This is a genomic window from Novimethylophilus sp., assembly GCF_036504375.1.
GTDB lineage: Bacteria > Pseudomonadota > Gammaproteobacteria > Burkholderiales > Methylophilaceae > Novimethylophilus.
On the sequence record NZ_DASXVH010000028.1, the window covers coordinates 1 to 19,180 of the forward strand.

Annotated in this window: 28 protein-coding genes and 1 other RNA gene; 25 read left to right on the top strand and 4 right to left on the bottom strand. The window is 58.8% G+C overall.

All coding sequences use genetic code 11. From position 1 onward, the window contains the following. From rsmH to rnpB, 3 genes are all read right to left on the bottom strand, one after another. Positions 1–671, bottom strand: a 671-nt coding sequence (gene rsmH / locus VGK14_RS03290; RefSeq protein WP_331507504.1) for a 16S rRNA (cytosine(1402)-N(4))-methyltransferase RsmH, incomplete at its 3' end; no start/stop codon positions are given. Next, positions 668–1,114 (bottom strand): division/cell wall cluster transcriptional repressor MraZ, encoded by a 447-nt coding sequence (gene mraZ / locus VGK14_RS03295; protein ID WP_331507505.1) that lies wholly within the window; start codon positions 1,112–1,114, stop codon positions 668–670. The genes rsmH and mraZ, both read right to left, overlap by 4 nt. A gap of 295 nt (positions 1,115–1,409) precedes the next feature. Then, an RNA gene (gene rnpB / locus VGK14_RS03300) (RNase P RNA component class A) lies at positions 1,410–1,740 on the bottom strand. A gap of 103 nt (positions 1,741–1,843) precedes the next feature. On the opposite strand from rnpB, the gene VGK14_RS03305 reads away from it, so the two are divergent. From VGK14_RS03305 to tatC, 23 genes are all read left to right on the top strand, one after another. Continuing rightward, positions 1,844–2,650 (top strand): ABC transporter ATP-binding protein, encoded by an 807-nt coding sequence (locus tag VGK14_RS03305; protein WP_331507506.1) that lies wholly within the window; start codon positions 1,844–1,846, stop codon positions 2,648–2,650. Continuing rightward, on the top strand, positions 2,643–3,440 hold the full coding sequence (gene mlaE, locus VGK14_RS03310; protein ID WP_331507507.1) for a lipid asymmetry maintenance ABC transporter permease subunit MlaE: 798 nt from the start codon (positions 2,643–2,645) through the stop codon (positions 3,438–3,440). Before VGK14_RS03305 ends, mlaE begins: the two co-directional genes overlap by 8 nt. Beyond that, on the top strand, positions 3,440–3,922 hold the full coding sequence (gene mlaD, locus VGK14_RS03315) for an outer membrane lipid asymmetry maintenance protein MlaD (RefSeq protein WP_331507508.1): 483 nt from the start codon (positions 3,440–3,442) through the stop codon (positions 3,920–3,922). Before mlaE ends, mlaD begins: the two co-directional genes overlap by 1 nt. Then, positions 3,919–4,554, top strand: coding sequence for an ABC transporter substrate-binding protein (locus VGK14_RS03320; protein ID WP_331507509.1), 636 nt, complete (start codon positions 3,919–3,921; stop codon positions 4,552–4,554). The genes mlaD and VGK14_RS03320 overlap by 4 nt, the downstream gene beginning before the upstream one ends. Before the next feature lie 6 nt (positions 4,555–4,560). Then, a complete protein-coding gene (locus VGK14_RS03325) occupies positions 4,561–4,860 on the top strand; it encodes an STAS domain-containing protein (RefSeq protein ID WP_331507510.1) in 300 nt (99 codons plus the stop codon). 30 nt (positions 4,861–4,890) lie between these two features. Beyond that, a complete protein-coding gene (locus VGK14_RS03330) occupies positions 4,891–5,793 on the top strand; it encodes an ABC transporter ATP-binding protein (protein ID WP_331507511.1) in 903 nt (300 codons plus the stop codon). Then, positions 5,793–6,548, top strand: coding sequence for an ABC transporter permease (locus VGK14_RS03335; RefSeq protein ID WP_331507512.1), 756 nt, complete (start codon positions 5,793–5,795; stop codon positions 6,546–6,548). Before VGK14_RS03330 ends, VGK14_RS03335 begins: the two co-directional genes overlap by 1 nt. Positions 6,549–6,552: 4 nt before the next feature. Continuing rightward, positions 6,553–6,816, top strand: coding sequence for a BolA family protein (locus VGK14_RS03340; protein ID WP_331507513.1), 264 nt, complete (start codon positions 6,553–6,555; stop codon positions 6,814–6,816). 2 nt (positions 6,817–6,818) lie between these two features. Next, entirely contained in the window at positions 6,819–7,136 is a 318-nt protein-coding gene (grxD, locus tag VGK14_RS03345; protein WP_331507514.1) for a Grx4 family monothiol glutaredoxin, read from the top strand. After that, positions 7,136–8,389, top strand: a complete 1,254-nt coding sequence (gene murA, locus VGK14_RS03350; RefSeq protein WP_331507515.1) for a UDP-N-acetylglucosamine 1-carboxyvinyltransferase — start codon at positions 7,136–7,138, stop codon at positions 8,387–8,389. Before grxD ends, murA begins: the two co-directional genes overlap by 1 nt. Before the next feature lie 8 nt (positions 8,390–8,397). Beyond that, entirely contained in the window at positions 8,398–9,051 is a 654-nt protein-coding gene (gene hisG / locus VGK14_RS03355) for an ATP phosphoribosyltransferase (protein WP_331507516.1), read from the top strand. An 11-nt stretch (positions 9,052–9,062) separates the two neighbouring features. Then, positions 9,063–10,361, top strand: a complete 1,299-nt coding sequence (gene hisD, locus VGK14_RS03360; protein WP_331507571.1) for a histidinol dehydrogenase — start codon at positions 9,063–9,065, stop codon at positions 10,359–10,361. A gap of 169 nt (positions 10,362–10,530) precedes the next feature. Further along, positions 10,531–11,592 carry a histidinol-phosphate transaminase gene (gene hisC / locus VGK14_RS03365; RefSeq protein ID WP_331507517.1) on the top strand — a complete coding sequence of 354 codons (1,062 nt, stop codon included), beginning with the start codon at positions 10,531–10,533 and terminating at the stop codon, positions 11,590–11,592. 80 nt (positions 11,593–11,672) lie between these two features. Further along, positions 11,673–12,260 (top strand): imidazoleglycerol-phosphate dehydratase HisB, encoded by a 588-nt coding sequence (hisB, locus tag VGK14_RS03370; RefSeq protein WP_331507518.1) that lies wholly within the window; start codon positions 11,673–11,675, stop codon positions 12,258–12,260. Between the two features lie 80 nt (positions 12,261–12,340). Continuing rightward, positions 12,341–12,982 (top strand): imidazole glycerol phosphate synthase subunit HisH, encoded by a 642-nt coding sequence (gene hisH / locus VGK14_RS03375; RefSeq protein ID WP_331507519.1) that lies wholly within the window; start codon positions 12,341–12,343, stop codon positions 12,980–12,982. Between the two features lie 18 nt (positions 12,983–13,000). Continuing rightward, positions 13,001–13,741 (top strand): 1-(5-phosphoribosyl)-5-[(5-phosphoribosylamino)methylideneamino]imidazole-4-carboxamide isomerase, encoded by a 741-nt coding sequence (gene hisA / locus VGK14_RS03380; protein WP_331507520.1) that lies wholly within the window; start codon positions 13,001–13,003, stop codon positions 13,739–13,741. Positions 13,742–13,754: 13 nt separating this feature from the next. Further along, a complete protein-coding gene (gene hisF, locus VGK14_RS03385; protein ID WP_331507521.1) occupies positions 13,755–14,513 on the top strand; it encodes an imidazole glycerol phosphate synthase subunit HisF in 759 nt (252 codons plus the stop codon). Next, a complete protein-coding gene (gene hisI / locus VGK14_RS03390) occupies positions 14,510–14,902 on the top strand; it encodes a phosphoribosyl-AMP cyclohydrolase (RefSeq protein WP_331507522.1) in 393 nt (130 codons plus the stop codon). Before hisF ends, hisI begins: the two co-directional genes overlap by 4 nt. Beyond that, positions 14,895–15,215 carry a phosphoribosyl-ATP diphosphatase gene (locus VGK14_RS03395; RefSeq protein ID WP_331507523.1) on the top strand — a complete coding sequence of 107 codons (321 nt, stop codon included), beginning with the start codon at positions 14,895–14,897 and terminating at the stop codon, positions 15,213–15,215. The genes hisI and VGK14_RS03395 overlap by 8 nt, the downstream gene beginning before the upstream one ends. After that, positions 15,212–15,550, top strand: coding sequence for a histidine triad nucleotide-binding protein (locus VGK14_RS03400; RefSeq protein WP_331507524.1), 339 nt, complete (start codon positions 15,212–15,214; stop codon positions 15,548–15,550). The genes VGK14_RS03395 and VGK14_RS03400 overlap by 4 nt, the downstream gene beginning before the upstream one ends. Positions 15,551–15,570: 20 nt before the next feature. Then, positions 15,571–15,789 carry a Sec-independent protein translocase subunit TatA gene (gene tatA, locus VGK14_RS03405; RefSeq protein ID WP_331507525.1) on the top strand — a complete coding sequence of 73 codons (219 nt, stop codon included), beginning with the start codon at positions 15,571–15,573 and terminating at the stop codon, positions 15,787–15,789. 49 nt (positions 15,790–15,838) lie between these two features. Beyond that, entirely contained in the window at positions 15,839–16,153 is a 315-nt protein-coding gene (tatB, locus tag VGK14_RS03410) for a Sec-independent protein translocase protein TatB (protein ID WP_331507526.1), read from the top strand. Continuing rightward, positions 16,150–16,875, top strand: coding sequence for a twin-arginine translocase subunit TatC (tatC, locus tag VGK14_RS03415; RefSeq protein ID WP_331507527.1), 726 nt, complete (start codon positions 16,150–16,152; stop codon positions 16,873–16,875). Before tatB ends, tatC begins: the two co-directional genes overlap by 4 nt. Positions 16,876–16,879: 4 nt before the next feature. Here tatC and VGK14_RS03420 read toward each other — a convergent pair whose 3' ends face one another. Beyond that, positions 16,880–18,028 carry a Do family serine endopeptidase gene (locus VGK14_RS03420; protein ID WP_331507528.1) on the bottom strand — a complete coding sequence of 383 codons (1,149 nt, stop codon included), beginning with the start codon at positions 18,026–18,028 and terminating at the stop codon, positions 16,880–16,882. 79 nt (positions 18,029–18,107) lie between these two features. On the opposite strand from VGK14_RS03420, the gene VGK14_RS03425 reads away from it, so the two are divergent. Both VGK14_RS03425 and rpmE read left to right on the top strand, forming a co-directional pair. Further along, entirely contained in the window at positions 18,108–18,854 is a 747-nt protein-coding gene (locus VGK14_RS03425; protein WP_331507529.1) for a Nif3-like dinuclear metal center hexameric protein, read from the top strand. Positions 18,855–18,957: 103 nt separating this feature from the next. Beyond that, a complete protein-coding gene (gene rpmE, locus VGK14_RS03430; protein WP_331507530.1) occupies positions 18,958–19,158 on the top strand; it encodes a 50S ribosomal protein L31 in 201 nt (66 codons plus the stop codon). The last annotated feature ends 22 nt before the right edge of the window (positions 19,159–19,180 follow it).

Below are 19,180 nucleotides of genomic sequence, written 5' to 3' on the forward strand. Positions count from 1 at the left end.
GGCAATGCTAGCGACAATTCCTCAAGCTCCTGATTGAGGAAAATCCGTAGAGCCTGAAATGTGCGCGTCGCCGGGTCCTGACCAGGCTCGGCTTTGGGGATCGCGCTTGCCACGAGCGCGGCAAGCTGTCTTGTGGTGCCAGGGGACACCCCCCCTGCGCGAGCCGCAACAATCGCCCTTGCAATCTGTTTAGCAAACCGTTCTTCACCATAATTTTTTATAACCTCCTGAAGTTGTTGCTCGGATGCCGTTGCCAGAAATTCCGCCGCCGTCTGTCCGCGGCTTTGGTCCATGCGCATATCGAGTGGGCCGTTGAAGCGAAAACTAAATCCGCGCTCCGCCTCGTCGATCTGCGGCGAAGACACGCCCAGATCGAGCAGCACGCCATCGATACGCCGCACCTTCAATCCCTCCAGTGCCGCACGAATATCGCTGAACGCGCTATGCACCGCCGTGAAACGCGCATCCGCGATTTCGCGCGCGGCCATCACGGCGGATTGATCGCGATCCAATGCGATCAATCGCCCATTGGGGCCGAGCCGCGACAGAATCTCGCGGCTGTGGCCGCCACGACCGAATGTGGCATCCACGTAAACGCCGCCCGGCCGCACGTTAAGCGCGGCAACAGTTTCTTTCAGCAGTACCGGAATATGCTGTGAGCTTGCGCTCACAGCGAGAAGCCTTCGAGTTCCGCCGGCAGGTCCATGCCCTCGGCGGCCATCACTTTCTCCAGCTGCGCCTTCCAGCTGTCCATGCCCCACAGTTCGAAATGGCTGCCCTGCCCAACCAGCATCGCCTGCTTTTCGAGACCGGCAAATTCCCTGAGCGCTGGAGAGACCAGCAATCTGCCCGCGCTATCGAGTTCGAGATCTTCGGCATAGCCGACCAGCAGTCGCTGCAATGCGCTGGATTGCCGGTCGAAACTGGAAAGCGACATAATCTTGGCCTGAATGGGTTCCCAGGCGGGCTGGGGATAAAGCAAGAGACAGCGATGCGGGTGCGCGGTCAGCACCACGCGGCCCGCCGATTCGGCGAACAGGGCGTCACGATGCCGGCTTGGCACGGCCAGCCTGCCTTTGGCATCCAGATTCAACGATGTTGCGCCGCGGAACATGGCACCCCTTTAATATTTAAAAACCGGGCCTACAATTAAGGAACCATTGACCGCCCTTAGCCTCAGTCAATGGCTCCCACAAAAACCCACTTTTCCCCACTTCCACCCACTATAGATAAAAAAAATGGGCTATGCAAGCCCTTTCTCGGTATTTTTCCTTTTCGGCTCAATTACTTACGAGCAAAATCCGATAAAATATTTATGCTTAAAAATTAATGAGATAGAAAATTATTTGAAAGTAATTTATCAGGATACGCCGCTATGTTGCCCATGCTTGCGCGGGGACAAAACGAAAGGGGAAAGCTGGCCGATAAGCCGGGTTTTGTCGTGGACAGTCATTCCTCTAGGTGCGCAGTTGCCTACGCGCTCAAGCAGCCTACCCGGAAACAGCGCGAGCCACGCCATCGTTTCCCTATTTGGCCTTGCTCCGGATGGAGGTTACCGCGTTTCACGTCCACCGCGGCGAACCGCGGCTTACTCGTCTCTGTGGCCCTATTCCTCGCCTTGGCCCTCAGGTTTTGCAACCCAGGGTTGCTGCGTACGGCCGTTAGCCGTCATCCCGCTCTACGGAGCCCGGACTTTCCTCTCCCCGCCAGGCGGCGGGCAGCGACTGTCTGGCCAACTTTCCCAAGCGCAATTTTATCACGCGCCCACATGGAGTTTCCGGCCCCTTATGGATATATTCCAGCCCTGCCACATTCCGGCGTTTTAGATTAAAATGCCGCGACCATGACTGACAATATCGTTGAAATCGACAATCTGTCGTTTTCCTATAACAATCGTCTGCTGCATCAGGACATCAACATGCGCTTTCCACGCGGCAAGGTGGTAGCCATCATGGGCGGGTCCGGGTCCGGCAAGACGACCTTGCTGCGGCTGATCGGCGGCCAGCTGAAGCCCAAGACCGGCGCGGTAAGAGTCACCGGCAAAATCGTGCATGAGCAGGACGATGCCGGCATTTACCAGCTGCGGCGCAAGATGGGCATGCTGTTCCAGTTCGGCGCGCTGTTCACCGATCTTTCCGTGTTCGACAACGTAGCCTTTCCGATGCGCGAGCACACCAATCTGCCGGAATCCATTATCCGCGACCTGGTGTTGCTGAAACTGCATGCGGTCGGCTTGCGCGGCGCACGCGACCTGATGCCTTCCGAACTTTCCGGCGGCATGGCGCGGCGCGTGGCGCTGGCACGGGCGGTAGCGCTCGATCCTTCCATTATCATGTACGACGAACCATTCGCCGGGCTGGACCCCATCTCGATGGGCGTCATTCTCAACCTGATCCGCAGCCTCAACGATGCACTGGGCGCAACCTCGATCATCGTCACGCACGACGTGCACGAGACATTCGCGATGGTGGATTATGTCTATTTCGTGTCCGCCGGCCGCGTAGTGGCGGAAGGCACGCCGGACGATCTGCGCCAGTCCGCACTGCCGTTCGTGCATCAGTTCGTGCATGGAGAAGCAGACGGTCCCGTACCTTTCCATTACAATGCGCCGGATTATCGGCAGGATCTATTGCGGGGTGCGCATGCTTGAGCGTTTAGTCAACACCATACGCGGCATCGGCCATCGCACCGTGGATCGTGTCCACAGGCTGGGATTTGCCGCACGCTTCTTTTTATACTCGCTGACCTGTTCCGGCGAGAGCTTTCGCCGTTTTCCGCTGGTCATCAAGGAAATCTATTTTACCGGCGTGCTGTCGCTGATCATCATTCTGGTATCGGCGCTGTTTGTCGGCATGGTGCTTGGTCTGCAAGGCTACAACACCCTGCAGCGCTACGGCTCGTCGGAGGCTGTTGGCGTGCTGGTGGCATTATCTCTGGTGAGGGAACTTGGCCCGGTGGTGACTGCCCTGCTGTTTGCCGGCCGCGCAGGCACCGCAATCACTGCCGAGATCGGCCTGATGAAAGCGACCGAACAGCTGTCTGCGATGGAAATGATGGCGGTCAACCCCATCGCCCGCGTCGTCGCCCCGCGCTTCTGGGCCGGCGTGATTTCGATGCCGCTCTTGGCCGCGTTGTTCAGCCTGACCGGCGTATTCGGCGGATTTCTGGTGGCGGTGCCGCTGATCGGCATCGATGACGGCGCATTCTGGTCGCAGATGCAGGCGAACGTGGATTTCCGCGAGGACATCGTCAACGGTGTCATCAAAAGCATGGTGTTCGGCGTTGCTTGCACCATCATCGCGCTGTTCGAAGGCTATGACGCGCCGCCGACCGCCGAAGGGGTCAGCCGCGCTACTACCCGCACCGTGGTGAACTCATCGCTGGCGGTGCTGGGGCTGGATTTCATAATGACGTCGTTCATGATACACGGAGGAAACTGATGGAACGGGCGACCATAGATTTGTGGGTGGGACTTTTTGTCGTGGCAGGAATAGCCGCATTGATGGCCTTGGCGATGAAAGTGGGCAACCTCACCTCGCTGAATGTCGGGGAAACCTATACCGTTTCCGCCTATTTCGAAAATATCGGCGGACTGAAAGCGCGCGCACCGGTCAAGAGCGCCGGCGTGGTGGTAGGCCGGGTTTCGGAAATCAACTTCGACGATGATAAAAAAGAGGCGCTGGTTACGATGAAAGTCGACACCAAGTATCATTTCGACAAGGATACCAATGCCAGCATTCTCACTTCCGGCCTGCTGGGCGAACAGTACGTCGGGCTGGAAGCCGGCGGCGACACCGAAATGCTGAAGAACGGTGATAAAATCAAGCTTACGCAAGGCGCTGTCGTCCTGGAAAAACTCATCAGCCAGTTCCTCTACAGCAAAGCATCCGAAGGCAACGAAAAGAAAGCAGATTCCAAATGAAACTGATTAGCACCCTCGTGGCGGCGACCGCCATGATCATATCGAGCACTGCATCGGCAGGTGACATCATCCCGCCCGACGCGCTGGTAAAAAATACCGCTACCGAAGTCATCGACGTCATCAAGAAGGACAAGGATATCCAGGCCGGCGACATGAAAAAGATCGTCGCGCTGACGGAAGAAAAAATCCTGCCGCATTTCGACTTCGAGCGCATGTCCAAGATCGTATTAGGGCGTAATTGGAGCAAGGCAAGCAAGGAGCAGCAAACGCAGTTCGTCAGCGAATTCCGTACCTTGCTGGTGCGCACCTATTCTTCCGCGCTGGCCAAGTACCGTAACCAGGCCATCGAATACAAGCCTTTGCGCGCCGCCCCCGGCGATACCGACGTTACCGTCAAGACGCAAATCGTACAGCCGGGCGGACCTCCGGTACTGGTGGATTATTCGCTGCAAAAGCGTGACGACGGCTGGAAGGTGTACGACGTCGTGATCGAGGGTGTCAGCCTGGTCACCAACTATCGCGGCCAGTTCTCCAGCGAGATCAAGCAGGGCGGCATGGATGGACTGATCCAGAAGCTGGCGGACAAGAACAAGCAAGGCACGGCTTCTGCGTCGGACAAGAAACAGGGCTGATTCCGCATGGCACTGATCGAACAGCAGGGCCATCGTCTCATCGTCAAAGGCGCGATGACGACGGAAACCGTCTGCGCCTTGCTGGCGGAAACCCTGCCTTTGCTTAAAGGCAACATTGAAGTCGACCTGGGCGAAGTCGAAGAGGCCGACTCCGCCTCAATCGGCCTGATGTTCGAATGGCTGCGCCAGGCGCATGCACAACAGGCCAGCATGGTTTACAGCAACCTGCCCCAGATATTGGTGAGCCTATCCACGCTGTATGGCGTGCTCGATCTGATTCCGCAACGGACTGCCTCGGCTCATTGATTTCTTCGGCCTTTTTGGCCGCACCCCGTTATGCCCCCCGCCATCAAGATCGAACAGGTCCATAAATTCTTCGGCAAGCTGCATGCCTTGCGCGGCATCGACCTCGCGATCGAGCAGGGCGAGTTTTTTGCGCTGCTGGGCCCCAACGGTGCCGGAAAATCCACGCTGATCAACCTGCTGGCGGGCTTGTTGCGCCCCAGCGGCGGCCGCCTTTCGGTACTGGGGCACGACGTAGTCGAAGACTACCGCGCCGCGCGCAGAATATTGGGCGTAGTCCCGCAGGAGCTGGTATTCGACCCGTTTTTCAACGTGCGCGAAATGCTGCGTTTCCAGGCCGGCTATTTCGGCTGCGGGCCGGAAAACGACCCATGGATAGATGAAATCCTGGAGGGGCTGGGCCTCGCCGACAAGGCCGGCACCAACATGCGCGCGCTTTCCGGCGGCATGAAACGACGCGCGCTGATCGCCCAGGCATTGGCGCACAAACCGCCGGTATTGGTGCTGGACGAGCCCACCGCCGGCGTCGATGTCGAATTACGCCAGATGCTGTGGGAATTCATCAAACGCCTCAACCGCGAAGGCCATACCATCATACTGACCACGCATTACCTGGAAGAAGCCGAAACCCTGTGTTCGCGCGTGGCAATGATGAAGCAGGGAGAAATCGTCGCCCTGGATTCGACGCGCAATCTGCTTGACCGTTTTCAGTCCAGGCAGCTTAAAATCAAACTGGCGCAAGACAGATTGCCCGACACCTTGGTGCCGCTGCTGCGCGGCAAGGAAAGCGATTATTTCACGCTGGCATTGAATGAAGCGGTGCAAATCGAATACGTCCTGGCGGAATTGCGCGCTGCGGGAATCGCCGTGGAAGACCTCAGGCTGACAGAAGCCGACCTCGAGGATGTATTTGTCGAAATCGTGGGGAGGCATTGATGCGCGGGTTGTACACCCTGTTCAAGAAAGAACTGCTGCGTTTCTGGAAGGTGAGCTTCCAGACCGTGGCCGCGCCGGTAATGACCGCACTGCTCTACCTGCTGATTTTTTCGCATGTGCTGGAATCGCATGTGCAGGTGTATCCGGGCGTCAGCTACACCGCGTTCCTGATCCCCGGCCTGACGATGATGTCGCTGCTGCAGAATGCGTTCGCCAACAGCTCTTCCAGCCTGATCCAGTCCAAGGTAATGGGCAACATCGTATTCCTGCTGCTGACGCCGTTGTCCTATTGGGAGTTTTTTGTGGCTTTCCTGGCGGCTGCGATAGTGCGCGGCCTGGTGGTGGGAGCCAGCGTATACCTGATGGCGCTGTTCTGGGTCGACCTGCCGCTGGCGCATCCGCTGCTGATCCTGGCGTTCGCGCTGATAGGCAGCGCGATGCTGGGCGCACTGGGGATCATCGCCGGCATATGGGCGGACAAATTCGACCAGCTGGCGGCATTCCAGAATTTCATCATCATGCCACTGTCGTTTTTATCCGGCGTATTTTATTCTATCCATTCGCTGCCGCCATTCTGGCAAAAGGTGTCGCACCTTAACCCGTTCTTTTATATGATTGACGGTTTCCGTTACGGCTTTTTCGGCCAGGGCGACATTTCCCCCTGGATAAGCTTGTCGATTGTCTCTCTATGTTTTTTGGCTTTATCATGGTCGACTTTGCTTCTGCTCAAGCGCGGTTACAAATTGCGGGGGTGATCTCATGTTGACGTCGGAACAACTCAGGAATTACATCATGCAGGGCCTGCCCTGCGATTTTGTCGCGGTACACGGCAATGACGGCCAGCATTTCGAAGCGGTCGTCGTCAGCCCCCAGTTCGCGGGGAAAAACATGGTGCAGCAGCATCAGCTCGTCTATAAAGCATTAGGCGAACGGATGCGCGAGGAAATCCACGCGCTTTCTCTACGCACTTACACGCCGGAGGCGTGGGCGCGCAATGCCAATGAAATGACTTCGGAGAATTAATCATGGACGTACAGGAACGCATCAAACAGCAGGTAAGCAGCAATTCGGTAGTGCTGTACATGAAAGGCACGGCGCAGTTTCCGCAATGCGGGTTCTCGGGCGCGGCGGTGCAGATGCTCAAGGCCTGCGGCGTACAAGGCCTGGTGACGGTGGATGTGCTGGCCGACCCGGAAATCCGCGAAGGCATCAAGGCCTACGCCAACTGGCCAACCATCCCGCAACTCTACATCAACGGTGAATTCGTCGGCGGTGCCGATATCATGCGCGAAATGTACCAGCAGGGCGAACTGCAAAAATTGCTGGAGGCCGCCGCTACCTGATGGATAAGCTGGTAATTCAGGGAGGAGTGCCGCTCAACGGCGAAATCCGCATTTCCGGCGCCAAGAACGCCGCCCTGCCGATACTTTGCGCCGGGCTTTTGGCCGAACAGCCGCTGCGGCTTTCCGCGGTGCCGCATCTGCGCGATGTCACCACGATGCTGGAACTGCTGGGCCACATGGGCATGCGCATCGCCGTGGATGAGCGCATGAACGTCGAACTGGATGCCGGCGACATCCACACGCCCGAGGCGCCGTACGCGATGGTGAAAACCATGCGCGCGTCCATCCTGGTGCTGGGCCCGCTGCTGACGCGCTTCGGCCATGCGCGGGTATCTCTGCCCGGCGGCTGTGCGATCGGCTCGCGCCCGGTGGACCTGCACATCAAGGGCCTGCAGGCGATGGGGGCCGAGATCCATATCGAGCACGGTTATATCGAGGCCAGGGCCGACCGTCTCAAGGGCGCGCGCATCTTCACCGATCTGGTCACCGTCACCGGCACCGAAAACCTGATGATGGCAGCCGCGCTGGCCGACGGCACCACGGTGCTGGAAAACGCCGCGCGCGAACCGGAAGTCATCGACCTGGCCGAGTGCCTGATCAAGATGGGCGCGCGCATCGAGGGCGCCGGCAGCGACGTGATCACGATACATGGCGTGGAACGCCTGTACGGCACGGAACATCGGGTCGTGTGCGACCGCATCGAGGCCGGCACCTATCTGGTGGCGACGGCAATGACCGGCGGCAAGGTCAGGCTCGCCAATGCGCGCGCCGACTTGCTGGAGGCAGTGATCGAAAAATTGCGCGAAGCCGGCGCCGACGTGGAGCATGATGCCGACTCCATCGGCATCCAGCGTCACGGTACGCTAAAATCGGTCAACGTACGCACCGCGCCCCACCCCGCGTTCCCCACCGACATGCAGGCGCAGTTCATGGCGCTCAACACCGTTGCCGACGGCATCGCGCGCGTCACCGAGACCATTTTCGAAAACCGTTTCATGCATGTACAGGAAATGCGCCGGCTGGGCGCCGACATCGAGGTGGATGGCCACACCGCCATTGTGCGCGGCGCTCCGCATCTGGACGGCGCCACGGTGATGGCGACCGATTTGCGCGCTTCCGCCAGCCTGGTGCTGGCCGGACTGGTGGCGCGCGGCGACACCATGATAGAACGGATTTATCATATCGACCGCGGCTACGAGCGCATCGAGGAAAAACTGTCGGCCTTGGGTGCGCGCATCAAACGGGTACACTAACGAACAATATGAGCCAGATCACCATCGCCCTGTCCAAGGGCCGTATTTTCGAAGAAACCACGCCGCTGCTGGAAGCGGCCGGCATCGTGCCGCTGGAAGATCCGGAGGCCTCGCGCAAGCTGATTCTGCCGACCAACCGCGACGACGTGCGGCTCATCATCGTGCGCGCCACCGACGTGCCGACCTATGTGCAATACGGCGCGGCTGATCTGGGCATTGCCGGCCGCGACGTGCTTTACGAGCATGACGGTAGCGGTCTCTACCAGCCGCTGGACCTGAAAATTGCCCAATGCAAAATGATGGTGGCGGTACAGGCAGGCTTCGATTATTTCGGCTCGGTACGCAGCGGCGCCCGGCTGAAAGTGGCCACCAAGTACGTCAAAACCGCGCGCGAGCATTTTGCCGGCAAGGGCATGCACGTAGATCTGATCAAGCTCTACGGTTCGATGGAACTGGCACCGCTGGTGGGCCTCGCGGACGCCATCGTCGACCTGGTCAGCACCGGCAGCACCTTGCGCGCCAACAATTTGAAAGCAGTGGAAGAGATCATGCCGATCAGCTCGCGCCTGGTAGTCAACCAGGCGTCGCTCAAGCTCAAGCGTACGCAGATCCAGCCGATCATCGATTCATTTGCCACAGTTGTGGCACAAAAACAGGGTTAGGAGCCCTTATGCTGAAAATCAGACGCTATTCGACCACCGACACCACCTTCGAGGCCTCGCTGCATCAGTTGCTGGCTTTCGAGGGCGCGCAGGACGACAAGATCGACCAGGTGGTCGCCGATATTCTCAGGGACGTAAAAACGCGCGGCGACGCGGCGGTGCTGGAATACACGCGGCGCTTCGACCGCGTCAGCGCCGACCAGTTATCCGACCTCGAATTGCCACAGGCGCGGCTTACCGAGGCCCTGGGCGGGCTGCCGGCCGAGCAGCGCGAAGCGCTCAAGCTGGCAGCCGAGCGCGTGCGCGTCTACCACGAGAAGCAGCTGATGTCCTCCTGGAGCTACACCGAAGCCGACGGCACCATGCTGGGCCAGCAGGTCACCGCGCTCGACCGCGTCGGCCTCTATGTGCCGGGCGGCAAGGCGGCTTACCCGTCTTCCGTGCTCATGAACGCGATCCCGGCCAAGGTTGCCGGCGTGGGTGAGTTAATTATGGTCGTCCCGACGCCAGACGGCGAGCGTAATCCGCTGGTACTGGCCGCCGCCGCGGTATGTGGCGTCGACCGCGTGTTCTGCATCGGCGGTTCGCAGGCGGTGGGGGCGATGGCTTACGGTACAGAAACCGTGCCGCAGGTGGACAAGATCGTCGGCCCCGGCAACGCCTACGTGGCCGCCGCCAAGCGCCGCGTATTCGGCGTGGTGGGCATCGACATGGTGGCCGGGCCGTCCGAGATTTTAGTCATTTGCGACGGCAAGACCAACCCCGACTGGGTGGCGATGGACCTGTTCTCGCAAGCCGAGCACGACGAACTGGCGCAGGCCATCCTGCTGTCGCCGGACGGCGATTTCCTTGACCGCGTCGCGGCCAGCATCAACCGGCTGATTACCGAAATGCCGCGCAAGGAAATCATCGCCACCTCGCTGCTGGATCGCGGTGCGCTGATCCAGGTGCGCGATCTCGACGAAGCAGCCGAAATCGCCAACTACATCTCACCGGAACACCTTGAACTGTCGGTAGACGATCCGGTGGCGCTGACCAAAAAGATCAAGCACGCGGGCGCGATTTTCATGGGCCGCCAGACTTGCGAATCGCTGGGCGACTATTGCGCCGGCCCCAACCACGTATTGCCGACCTCGCGCACCGCACGTTTCTCCTCGCCGCTGGGGGTGTACGACTTCCAGAAGCGTTCCAGCCTGATCATGGTATCGGAAGCCGGCGCACAGACGCTGGGCCGCGTCGCTACCACGCTGGCTTACGGCGAAGGCCTGCAAGCGCACGCCCGTTCCGCGGAGTATCGGTTAAAACCTTGACCTAACCGCCGATAAACGCCGATGAAATTCAAAAGCAAAATCATGCCTCGACAATCGAGGACTGGTGCCGCTGCAGAAATGCTGAATACCAATATGCGATTCTCTACAACTCCCGTAGTGATCGGCGTTTATCGGCGTTCATCGGCGGTTAGCTGTTCATGGGGCCGGGATGAGTAAATTCTGGAGCCAGGTCGTCCACGACCTTACCCCTTATGTGCCGGGCGAACAACCCAAGCTGCCGGACCTGGTCAAGCTCAACACCAACGAAAACCCTTACGGCCCCAGCCCCAAGGTACTGGAAACATTGCGGGCGGAAGCGGGAGATACGCTGCGCCTCTATCCGGACCCCAACAGCGGCCGCCTGCGCCAGGCCATCGCCGATTACCATCACGTAACGCCGGCACAGGTGTTCGTCGGCAACGGCTCCGATGAAGTACTGGCGCATGCTTTCCAGGCGCTGCTCAAGCACGATGCGCCGATTCTGTTTCCGGACATCACTTACAGCTTTTATCCGGTGTATTGCGGGCTATATGGCATCGCCTACCGCCAGCTGCCGCTGAACGAAGCATTCGAAATTCGCGTCGACGACTATCTGCAACCTAACGGCGGGATCATTTTCCCCAACCCGAATGCCCCCACGGCAAGGCTGCTGGCACTTTCCGAGATCGAACGTCTGCTACAGGCGAATGCCGACTCGGTGGTGGTGATCGACGAGGCCTACGTCGATTTCGGCGGCGAATCGGCAGTCGGGCTGGCGGCGCGCTACCCGCAGTTGCTGGTGGTCCACACGCTGTCCAAGGCGCGCTCGCTGGCCGGGCTGCGCGTGGGCTATGCGGTGGGACATGCGGATTTGATCGAGGCTCTGACCCGGGTCAAGGACAGTTTCAACTCCTATCCGCTGGACCGTTTTGCCGAGGCCGGCGCGGTTGCCGCGATGCAAGACCAGGCATGGTTCGACGAGACGCGCGGCAAGGTGATCGCCAGCCGCGACAAACTGGTAGCCGAACTGGAAATGCTGGGCTTCGCAGTACTGCCGTCCGCCGCCAATTTCATTTTTGCGCGTCACCCGGCGCATGACGGCGCAGCCTTGACTGCCAGCCTGCGCGAACGCAGCATCATCGTGCGGCATTTCAAACAGCCGTCGCGCATCGCGCCGTTCATGCGTATAACGATAGGCACCGACGCCCAGTGCGCGGCGCTGGTGAACGCGCTGCGCGAAATTATTGCCTGATGGCCGGACGATGCTTTATCCGTTTGACCATGTTGGGGTAGAATGAATAAAAATTTCAGCGACTTAGAATTTACTTTCAGATGCGTCAAGCCCAGATAACCCGCAACACCAAGGAAACCCAGATTTCCGTTTCCCTCAATCTGGACGGTTCGGGCAAGGCCAACCTCGCTTCCGGGCTCGGTTTTCTCGACCACATGCTGGACCAGGTCGCGCGCCACGGCATCATGGATATCGATGTCAGCGCACAAGGGGATTTGCATATCGACGCCCACCACACCGTGGAAGACATCGGCATCACACTGGGCCAGGCGTTCGCCAAGGCGATCGGCGACAAGAAAGGCATCCGCCGTTACGGCCACGCCTATGTACCGCTGGACGAAGCTTTGTCGCGCGTGGTGATCGATGTTTCCGGCCGGCCGGAAATGCAATACGACGTCAAATTCACCCGTGCGATGATAGGCAATTTCGACGCCGACCTGATCCATGAGTTCTTTCAGGGTTTCGTCAATCACGCCCTGATCACATTGCACATCGACAACCTGCGCGGCAACAACGCCCACCACCAGGCGGAAACCGTGTTCAAGGCGTTCGGCCGCGCGTTGCGCATGGCGGTGGAAGCCGACCCGCGCATGGCGGGCGTGACGCCATCCACCAAGGGAAGTTTGTAAATAGCCATCAGCAGAGCTTGCAGCCAACACCAGATATGCTTAATTTTTTGCTGATCGCCAAAAGCTGACAGCTATCCATCATGAGTGACATTGCAGTCATAGACTATGGCATGGGCAATCTGCGTTCGGTATCGCAGGCGCTGGAACATGTCGCCGGCGGCAAGACGGTAACCGTCAGCAGCGACCCGGCCGTGATCGCGGCTGCCGAGCGCGTGGTGTTCCCTGGACAAGGCGCGATGCCGGACTGCGTGCGCGAACTGGACAGCCGAGAATTGCGCGCTGCCGTGGTTGACGCCGCGGCGAGCAAGCCATTTCTCGGTATCTGCATCGGCCAGCAGCTGCTGTTCGAGCACAGCGAGGAAGGCAATGTCGATGGTCTGGGCATACTGGCCGGGCGCGTACGGCGCTTCCCGTCAGGCATGTCGGATGCCGATGGCGCCAAACTCAAAGTGCCGCACATGGGCTGGAACCAGGTGATGCAGGCGATGGATCACCCGCTGTGGGCCGGCATCGATCGCGACGCACGGTTCTACTTCGTCCACAGCTATTATGTCGACCCGGCCGATCCGACCCTGGTCGGCGCCTGGACGGAATATCCGTTCCGTTTTGCCAGTGCGGTAGCGCGCAACAATATTTTTGCCGTACAGTTCCACCCGGAAAAAAGCCAGCAAGCCGGGTTGGCGCTGCTTTCCAACTTCGTCAACTGGGACGGACGTCCCTAAGCATTCAATAACACTACCATGCTCATCATCCCCGCGATCGATCTCAAAGACGGCCATTGCGTACGACTCAAGCAAGGGCTCATGGAAGATGCCACGGTGTTTTCGGAAGACCCGGGCGCCATGGCTGCCACCTGGGTAGGACAAGGCGCGCAGCGCCTGCATCTGGTGGACCTCAATGGCGCGTTTGCCGGAAAGCCGGTCAATGAAGCCGCCATCAAGGCCATCGTCGATGCGGTGGGCGGCGAGATTCCGATCCAGCTGGGTGGCGGCATACGCGATCTGGATACTATCGAGCGCTATCTGGACGACGGCATCAGATACGTCATCATCGGTACCGCCGCGGTGAAAAATCCAGGTTTCCTGCACGAAGCCTGCGATGCCTTCCCCGGCCATATCATCGTTGGCCTCGATGCCAAGGACGGCAAGGTCGCGGTGGACGGCTGGTCCAAGCTGACCGGCCATGACGTGCTCGACCTGGCCCGCAGATTCGAAGGCTACGGCGTCGAAGCCGTGGTGTATACCGACATCGGCCGCGACGGTATGCTCACCGGCGTCAATATCGAAGCCACAGTGGCTTTGGCGCAAGGATTGAAGATTCCGGTCATCGCCAGCGGCGGCATCACCAACCTGGAAGACGTCAAGCGCCTCTGCGCAGTGGAAAGCGAAGGCATCATGGGCGCCATCACCGGCCGCGCGATTTACGAAGGCACGCTGGACTTCGCTGCTGCCCAGGCGCTGGCCAACGAATTGAGTGGCTGATGGAATCTGCTTCATGGGCTTAGCCAAACGCATCATTCCCTGCATGGACGTCACTTGCGGCCGCGTGGTCAAGGGTGTGAATTTCGTCGAGCTGCGCGATGCCGGCGATCCGGTGGAGATTGCCAGAAGATACGATGAACAAGGTGCCGACGAGTTGACCTTTCTCGACATCACCGCCAGCTCGGACAATCGCGGCCTGATTTTCCATATCGTCGAAGCCGTCGCCTCGCAGGTATTCATCCCCTTGACCGTGGGCGGCGGCGTGCGCGCGGTGGAAGACGTGCGCAACCTGCTCAACGCCGGTGCCGACAAGGTCAGCATCAACACCGCCGCGGTGGTCAATCCGCAACTGGTGGCAGACGCCGCCGGCCGCTTCGGCTCGCAGTGCATCGTCGTGGCAATCGACGCCAAGCGCGTCGGCGATCATTGGGAGGTCTTCACCCACGGCGGCCGCAAACCCACCGGCTTGAACGCGGTAGAATGGGCGCAGCGCATGACGGCACTGGGCGCCGGCGAAATCCTGCTCACCAGCATGGACCGCGATGGCACCAAAAGCGGCTTCGACCTGGAACTGACGCGCGCCATCAGCGACGCGGTGGAAGTGCCCATCATCGCCAGCGGCGGCGTCGGCAATCTGGATCACCTGGTGGAAGGCGTCAAGCAAGGCGGCGCGGATGCGGTGCTGGCCGCCAGCATTTTCCACTATGGCGAATATTCGGTACTGCAGGCTAAACAATACATGAGAGAGCATGGCATCGAGGTGAGACTATGACCGAAAGCTGGCTCAACAAGGTCAACTGGACGCATGACGGGCTGGTGCCGGTCATCACGCAGGAAGCCGGTACCGGCAAGGTACTGATGTTCGCCTGGATGGACCGCGAGGCGCTCAGGTTGACCGTCGAAACCGGCCATGCGGTGTACTGGTCGCGCTCCCGCAAGAAACTGTGGCACAAGGGCGAGGAGTCCGGCCATGTACAGCAGGTGAGGGAAATCCGCCTGGATTGCGACGAAGACGTAATCCTGCTGACGGTGGAACAGTTGGGCGGCATTGCCTGTCATACTGGCCGTCATAGCTGCTTTTTCCAGAAACTGGAAGAAAAGCAGTGGGTCACGGATGAGCCGGTGCTGAAGAATCCAGAGGACATTTATCGTCATGAGTGACATCCTCGACCGTCTGGCCGAAGCGCTGGAAGCGCGTAAACACGCCGACCCGCAGTCGTCCTACGTGGCGAAGCTGTACGCCAGGGGCACCGACAGCATCCTGAAGAAAGTGGGCGAGGAAGCCGCTGAAACCATCATCGCGGCCAAGGGCGGCGACCGCGAGCAGATCGTTTATGAAACCGCCGACCTGTGGTTCCACACGCTGGTGATGCTGGCCAATGCGGGCCTGCATCCAAACGACGTGCTGAACGAACTGGCCCGGCGTGAAGGCCTGTCCGGAATTACAGAAAAAGCAGCGAGGAAAGACCAATGAGCGATTGTATTTTCTGCAAAATCGCCAAGGGCGAAATTCCCAGCAAAAAACTTTACGAAGACGACGAGGTAATCGCCTTCCACGACATCCGCCCCATTGCTCCGGTGCATTTTTTGCTGATGCCCAGACTGCATGTGGAAAGCCTGAATGAATGCAGCGAAGTACATGCAGCGCTGTTGGCAAAAATGCTGTTGCTGGGCAGCCGGCTGGCAAAAGAACAAGGCCTGGGTACGGGGTTCCGTACCATGATCAATACCGGAACAGGCGGTGGACAAGAAGTCTTCCACTTGCATTTCCATATATTCGGCGGCAGTGCGGCGCTGCCTAAAACTTGAGCAGGTCATAGGAGAAACAAATGGGATCGTTCAGTATTTGGCATTGGCTGATAGTTCTGGTTATCGTTCTGCTGATTTTCGGCACCAAGAAATTACGCAATATCGGCGGAGATCTCGGTGGCGCGGTGAAAAACTTCAAGGATGCGATGCGCGAAGAGCAGGCTGCACCCAAAGTGGAACAGAAACCCGATGGCTCCGTCATTGAAGGCGAAGTCACCCAAAAAACCAAAAGCCAATAAAACGACGACGCCAGCTTCAGTCGATTAAGCCGGCACTGCCTCATTTTGCATGTTTGACGTCGCCTTCTCGGAAATTCTGGTCATCGCCGTTGTGGCGCTGATTGTGATCGGCCCGGAGAAACTGCCCAAGGTAGCACGCACGCTGGGACTGTTGACGGGGCGTTTGCAGCGTTACGTGTCATCGGTGAAAGCGGACATCGAGCGCGAAATGCGCATGGAAGACATGCGTAAACTGGAAGAAGAAACGCGGCAGAGCATCCTCGATGTCAAGTCCGACGTAGCGGCCGAAGCAGGGAAAATGGAGCACTCCATCAAAACTGCTACGGATATCAACGCGCCGGACAAGCCCGAATCCCCAACATGAGCGAGCAGGAAACCTTTATCGCCCATCTGATCGAGTTACGCGATCGATTGTTGCATATGGTGGTCGGCTTCCTGCTGACCTTCATCTGCCTCTTCCCTTTCGCCAACAAGCTTTATTCGCTACTGGCGCAGCCTTTGCTGTCACGGCTCCCGGCCGGCGGCAAGCTGATCGCCACGGCAGTGACGACGCCGTTTTTTGTGCCGATGAAAGTCGCAATGCTGGCCGCCGTAGTGCTGTCGCTGCCTTACACGCTATACCAGGCATGGAGCTTCATCGCACCGGGGCTTTATGCTCACGAAAGGCGTTTCGTGCTGCCGCTGGTTGTCACCAGCACGCTGCTGTTTCTGACAGGGATGGCTTTCGCCTATTTCCTGGTATTTCCGGTGATTTTCGGCTTCATCGTCGGTACCGCGCCGGCCGGTGTCGCGGTCATGACGGACATCGGCAATTACCTGGATTTCGTCATTACGCTGTTTCTTGCCTTCGGCCTCGCATTCGAGGTGCCGGTGGTGGTCGTGGTGCTGGTGCGCATGGGCATCGTGAGCGTGCAGGTGCTACAGGAGGTTCGTTCCTACGTGATCGTCGGCGCTTTCGTCATCGGCGCCATTTTCACGCCGCCCGACGTGGTGTCGCAGATCATGCTGGCGGTGCCGCTATGGCTGCTTTACGAAGCCGGAATACTAGCTGCGCGGCTGATGGGCCGGAATCGCCAAGCAGTCTGAGCGTTTAGTTTTGCTGCGCCGCTTCCGGTTTGGGTCTGCGTCCGATCGTCGCAGTCAGCGATTTTTCCACGCCGTTGCGCATGACCTTGAGCGTAGCGGAACTGTTCGGCTTGAGCGCTGAAATCAGGGTGAGCATGCCGGAAGTATCCTGAATTCTCTTGCCATTGATTTCCAACAGAATATCGCCTGGCCGCACGCCCGCCTTGTCAGCCGGCCCGCCGCGCAGAATGCCGGCGATCAATGCGCCTGAAGCATCCTTGAGATGAAAGGATTCAGCCAGTTCCGGCGTGACATCCTGCGCTTCCACGCCCACCCAGCCGCGCGTCACGCTGCCCTGCCGCACGATCTGCTCCATCACCTGTTGCGCCAGGCTCACCGGGATGGCGAAGCCTATCCCCATGGAACCGCCGCTGCGGGAATAGATCGCGCTATTAACACCGATCAGGTGGCCTTCGATGTCGACCAGCGCTCCGCCGGAATTGCCCGGATTGATCGGTGCATCGGTCTGGATGAAATTCTCGAAGGTATTGATGCCCAGATGATTGCGCCCCAACGCACTGACGATGCCCTGGGTTACGGTCTGGCCAACGCCGAAAGGATTGCCAATCGCGAGCACGACATCGCCGATGCCAAGCTGATCCGAACGGCCGAAGATGATCGCCGGCAGATTCTTCGCATCCACCTTGATGACTGCGAGGTCGGTTTCGGGGTCGGTACCCACCACCTTGGCCGGCAAGGTTCGCCCGTCCGCCAGCGCGACCTCGATCTCGTCAGCGGTTTCCACGACATGGTGATTGGTAAGTATCAGCCCCTGCGCGCTGACGATGACGCCGGAACCCAGGCTGTTTTCCTTTTGCGGCGGTTCGTCGCCGGGATCGCCGAAAAAATGCCTGAGTATCGGATCGTTCAGGCGGGGATCGACCGTTTTGGCGGGTTCTTTGCTGGTAAAAATATTAACCACAGATGGCATGGCCCGCTGTGCGGCCAGCCGATATGAGCCGGCGGTATTGATTTCTTGTTTGGCAGCCGCCTGCTTCACTTCGATGATGTGTTCGCGCCGCGCCAGAAGATCGGGATGAAAAATCTGTATTACAAAAACGATACCCAGACTGATCGTGACGCTTTGTGTAAAAATGAGCCAGAATTTTTTCATAATTGGCGTTAGCTTATCAGGAATCCGGCCGGTTTCAGGAACGCGAATGCCTCGGAAGCTATTGAGTCTGGAGCAATAAATGGGAATCAAGAGTCTATTGGATTATACCGGACAGCTGCTGGAAATCGAGCGTTTCCGCGACTACTGCCCCAACGGCTTGCAGGTGGAAGGGCGACCCCAGGTAAAAACGCTCATCAGCGGGGTTTCAGCCAGCCAGCAATTGCTCGAAGCCGCCGCGGAGGCCGGTGCGGACGCCATCCTGGTGCACCACGGCTGGTTCTGGAAAAACGATGCCCTGCCGGTTACCGGCATACGGCGCCGTCGGCTCAAATTCCTGCTGGAACGTGAAATCAACCTGGTCGCCTACCATTTGCCGCTGGACGCCCATCCCCGGTTAGGCAATAATGCCCAACTGGCGCAGCAGCTGGGGTTCGATATCGACGGCTGGTTCGGCGAACAGCAGACCGGCGCATATGGCGTCCTGCAAGCACCGTCGACACTCTTGGATTTGGGTGTCCGCGTGGAACGGGCGCTGCGCCATAAACCCTTGCTCATCGGCGAACCGCAGCGCCAAATCCGGAGCATCGCCTGGTGTACCGGCGCAGCCCAGGATTACCTGCAGTTGGCGATAGAGCTCGGCGTCGATGCCTTTCTCACCGGCGAAGTATCAGAACATACGGTGCACCTGTCGCGGGAATCCGGCGTCGCGTTTATCGCCGCCGGCCACCACGCCACCGAGCGCGGTGGTATCAAGGCGCTGGGAGAACATCTGGCTGCGCATTTCGGGCTGACGCACCGCTTCATCGATATCGACAATCCGGCCTGAACATCTCCCGGTCAAGTATCGAATTAAGTCAGGCCTTGAATAATTTTGTTAATTCATTGATAATTGCACGTTTTCCGCGATAGCATCGAAGGACATTTAGAGCATGAAGCCCGAAACCCACCCGAATTACGAAGAAATCAGCGTTGTTTGCAGCTGCGGCAACAGCTTCAAGACCCACTCCACGAACTGCAAGGATCTGCATATCGAAGTGTGTTCGCTGTGCCATCCTTTCTACACCGGCAAGCAAAAGATTGTGGACACCGCCGGCCGTGTCGAGAAGTTCCGCCAGAAGTACAGCATGTAATTATTGGCAAGACCCGAAAAAG

Excerpts from the sequence above, each read along its gene's own strand:
- tatB (WP_331507526.1), top strand. The coding sequence starts at position 15,839 with ATGTTTGACGTCGCCTTCTCGGAAATTCTGGTCATCGCCGTTGTGGCG.
- murA (WP_331507515.1), top strand. The coding sequence starts at position 7,136 with ATGGATAAGCTGGTAATTCAGGGAGGAGTGCCGCTCAACGGCGAAATC.
- mlaD (WP_331507508.1), top strand. The coding sequence starts at position 3,440 with ATGGAACGGGCGACCATAGATTTGTGGGTGGGACTTTTTGTCGTGGCA.
- VGK14_RS03325 (WP_331507510.1), top strand. The coding sequence starts at position 4,561 with ATGGCACTGATCGAACAGCAGGGCCATCGTCTCATCGTCAAAGGCGCG.
- hisF (WP_331507521.1), top strand. The coding sequence starts at position 13,755 with ATGGGCTTAGCCAAACGCATCATTCCCTGCATGGACGTCACTTGCGGC.
- hisA (WP_331507520.1), top strand. The coding sequence starts at position 13,001 with ATGCTCATCATCCCCGCGATCGATCTCAAAGACGGCCATTGCGTACGA.
- VGK14_RS03320 (WP_331507509.1), top strand. The coding sequence starts at position 3,919 with ATGAAACTGATTAGCACCCTCGTGGCGGCGACCGCCATGATCATATCG.
- tatC (WP_331507527.1), top strand. The coding sequence starts at position 16,150 with ATGAGCGAGCAGGAAACCTTTATCGCCCATCTGATCGAGTTACGCGAT.
- VGK14_RS03340 (WP_331507513.1), top strand. The coding sequence starts at position 6,553 with ATGTTGACGTCGGAACAACTCAGGAATTACATCATGCAGGGCCTGCCC.
- grxD (WP_331507514.1), top strand. The coding sequence starts at position 6,819 with ATGGACGTACAGGAACGCATCAAACAGCAGGTAAGCAGCAATTCGGTA.
- VGK14_RS03305 (WP_331507506.1), top strand. The coding sequence starts at position 1,844 with ATGACTGACAATATCGTTGAAATCGACAATCTGTCGTTTTCCTATAAC.
- VGK14_RS03335 (WP_331507512.1), top strand. The coding sequence starts at position 5,793 with ATGCGCGGGTTGTACACCCTGTTCAAGAAAGAACTGCTGCGTTTCTGG.
- rpmE (WP_331507530.1), top strand. The coding sequence starts at position 18,958 with ATGAAGCCCGAAACCCACCCGAATTACGAAGAAATCAGCGTTGTTTGC.
- VGK14_RS03425 (WP_331507529.1), top strand. The coding sequence starts at position 18,108 with ATGGGAATCAAGAGTCTATTGGATTATACCGGACAGCTGCTGGAAATC.
- hisB (WP_331507518.1), top strand. The coding sequence starts at position 11,673 with ATGCGTCAAGCCCAGATAACCCGCAACACCAAGGAAACCCAGATTTCC.
- VGK14_RS03395 (WP_331507523.1), top strand. The coding sequence starts at position 14,895 with ATGAGTGACATCCTCGACCGTCTGGCCGAAGCGCTGGAAGCGCGTAAA.
- VGK14_RS03400 (WP_331507524.1), top strand. The coding sequence starts at position 15,212 with ATGAGCGATTGTATTTTCTGCAAAATCGCCAAGGGCGAAATTCCCAGC.
- VGK14_RS03420 (WP_331507528.1), bottom strand. The coding sequence starts at position 18,028 with ATGAAAAAATTCTGGCTCATTTTTACACAAAGCGTCACGATCAGTCTG.
- VGK14_RS03330 (WP_331507511.1), top strand. The coding sequence starts at position 4,891 with ATGCCCCCCGCCATCAAGATCGAACAGGTCCATAAATTCTTCGGCAAG.
- mlaE (WP_331507507.1), top strand. The coding sequence starts at position 2,643 with ATGCTTGAGCGTTTAGTCAACACCATACGCGGCATCGGCCATCGCACC.
- mraZ (WP_331507505.1), bottom strand. The coding sequence starts at position 1,114 with ATGTTCCGCGGCGCAACATCGTTGAATCTGGATGCCAAAGGCAGGCTG.
- hisG (WP_331507516.1), top strand. The coding sequence starts at position 8,398 with ATGAGCCAGATCACCATCGCCCTGTCCAAGGGCCGTATTTTCGAAGAA.
- tatA (WP_331507525.1), top strand. The coding sequence starts at position 15,571 with ATGGGATCGTTCAGTATTTGGCATTGGCTGATAGTTCTGGTTATCGTT.
- hisC (WP_331507517.1), top strand. The coding sequence starts at position 10,531 with ATGAGTAAATTCTGGAGCCAGGTCGTCCACGACCTTACCCCTTATGTG.
- hisI (WP_331507522.1), top strand. The coding sequence starts at position 14,510 with ATGACCGAAAGCTGGCTCAACAAGGTCAACTGGACGCATGACGGGCTG.
- hisH (WP_331507519.1), top strand. The coding sequence starts at position 12,341 with ATGAGTGACATTGCAGTCATAGACTATGGCATGGGCAATCTGCGTTCG.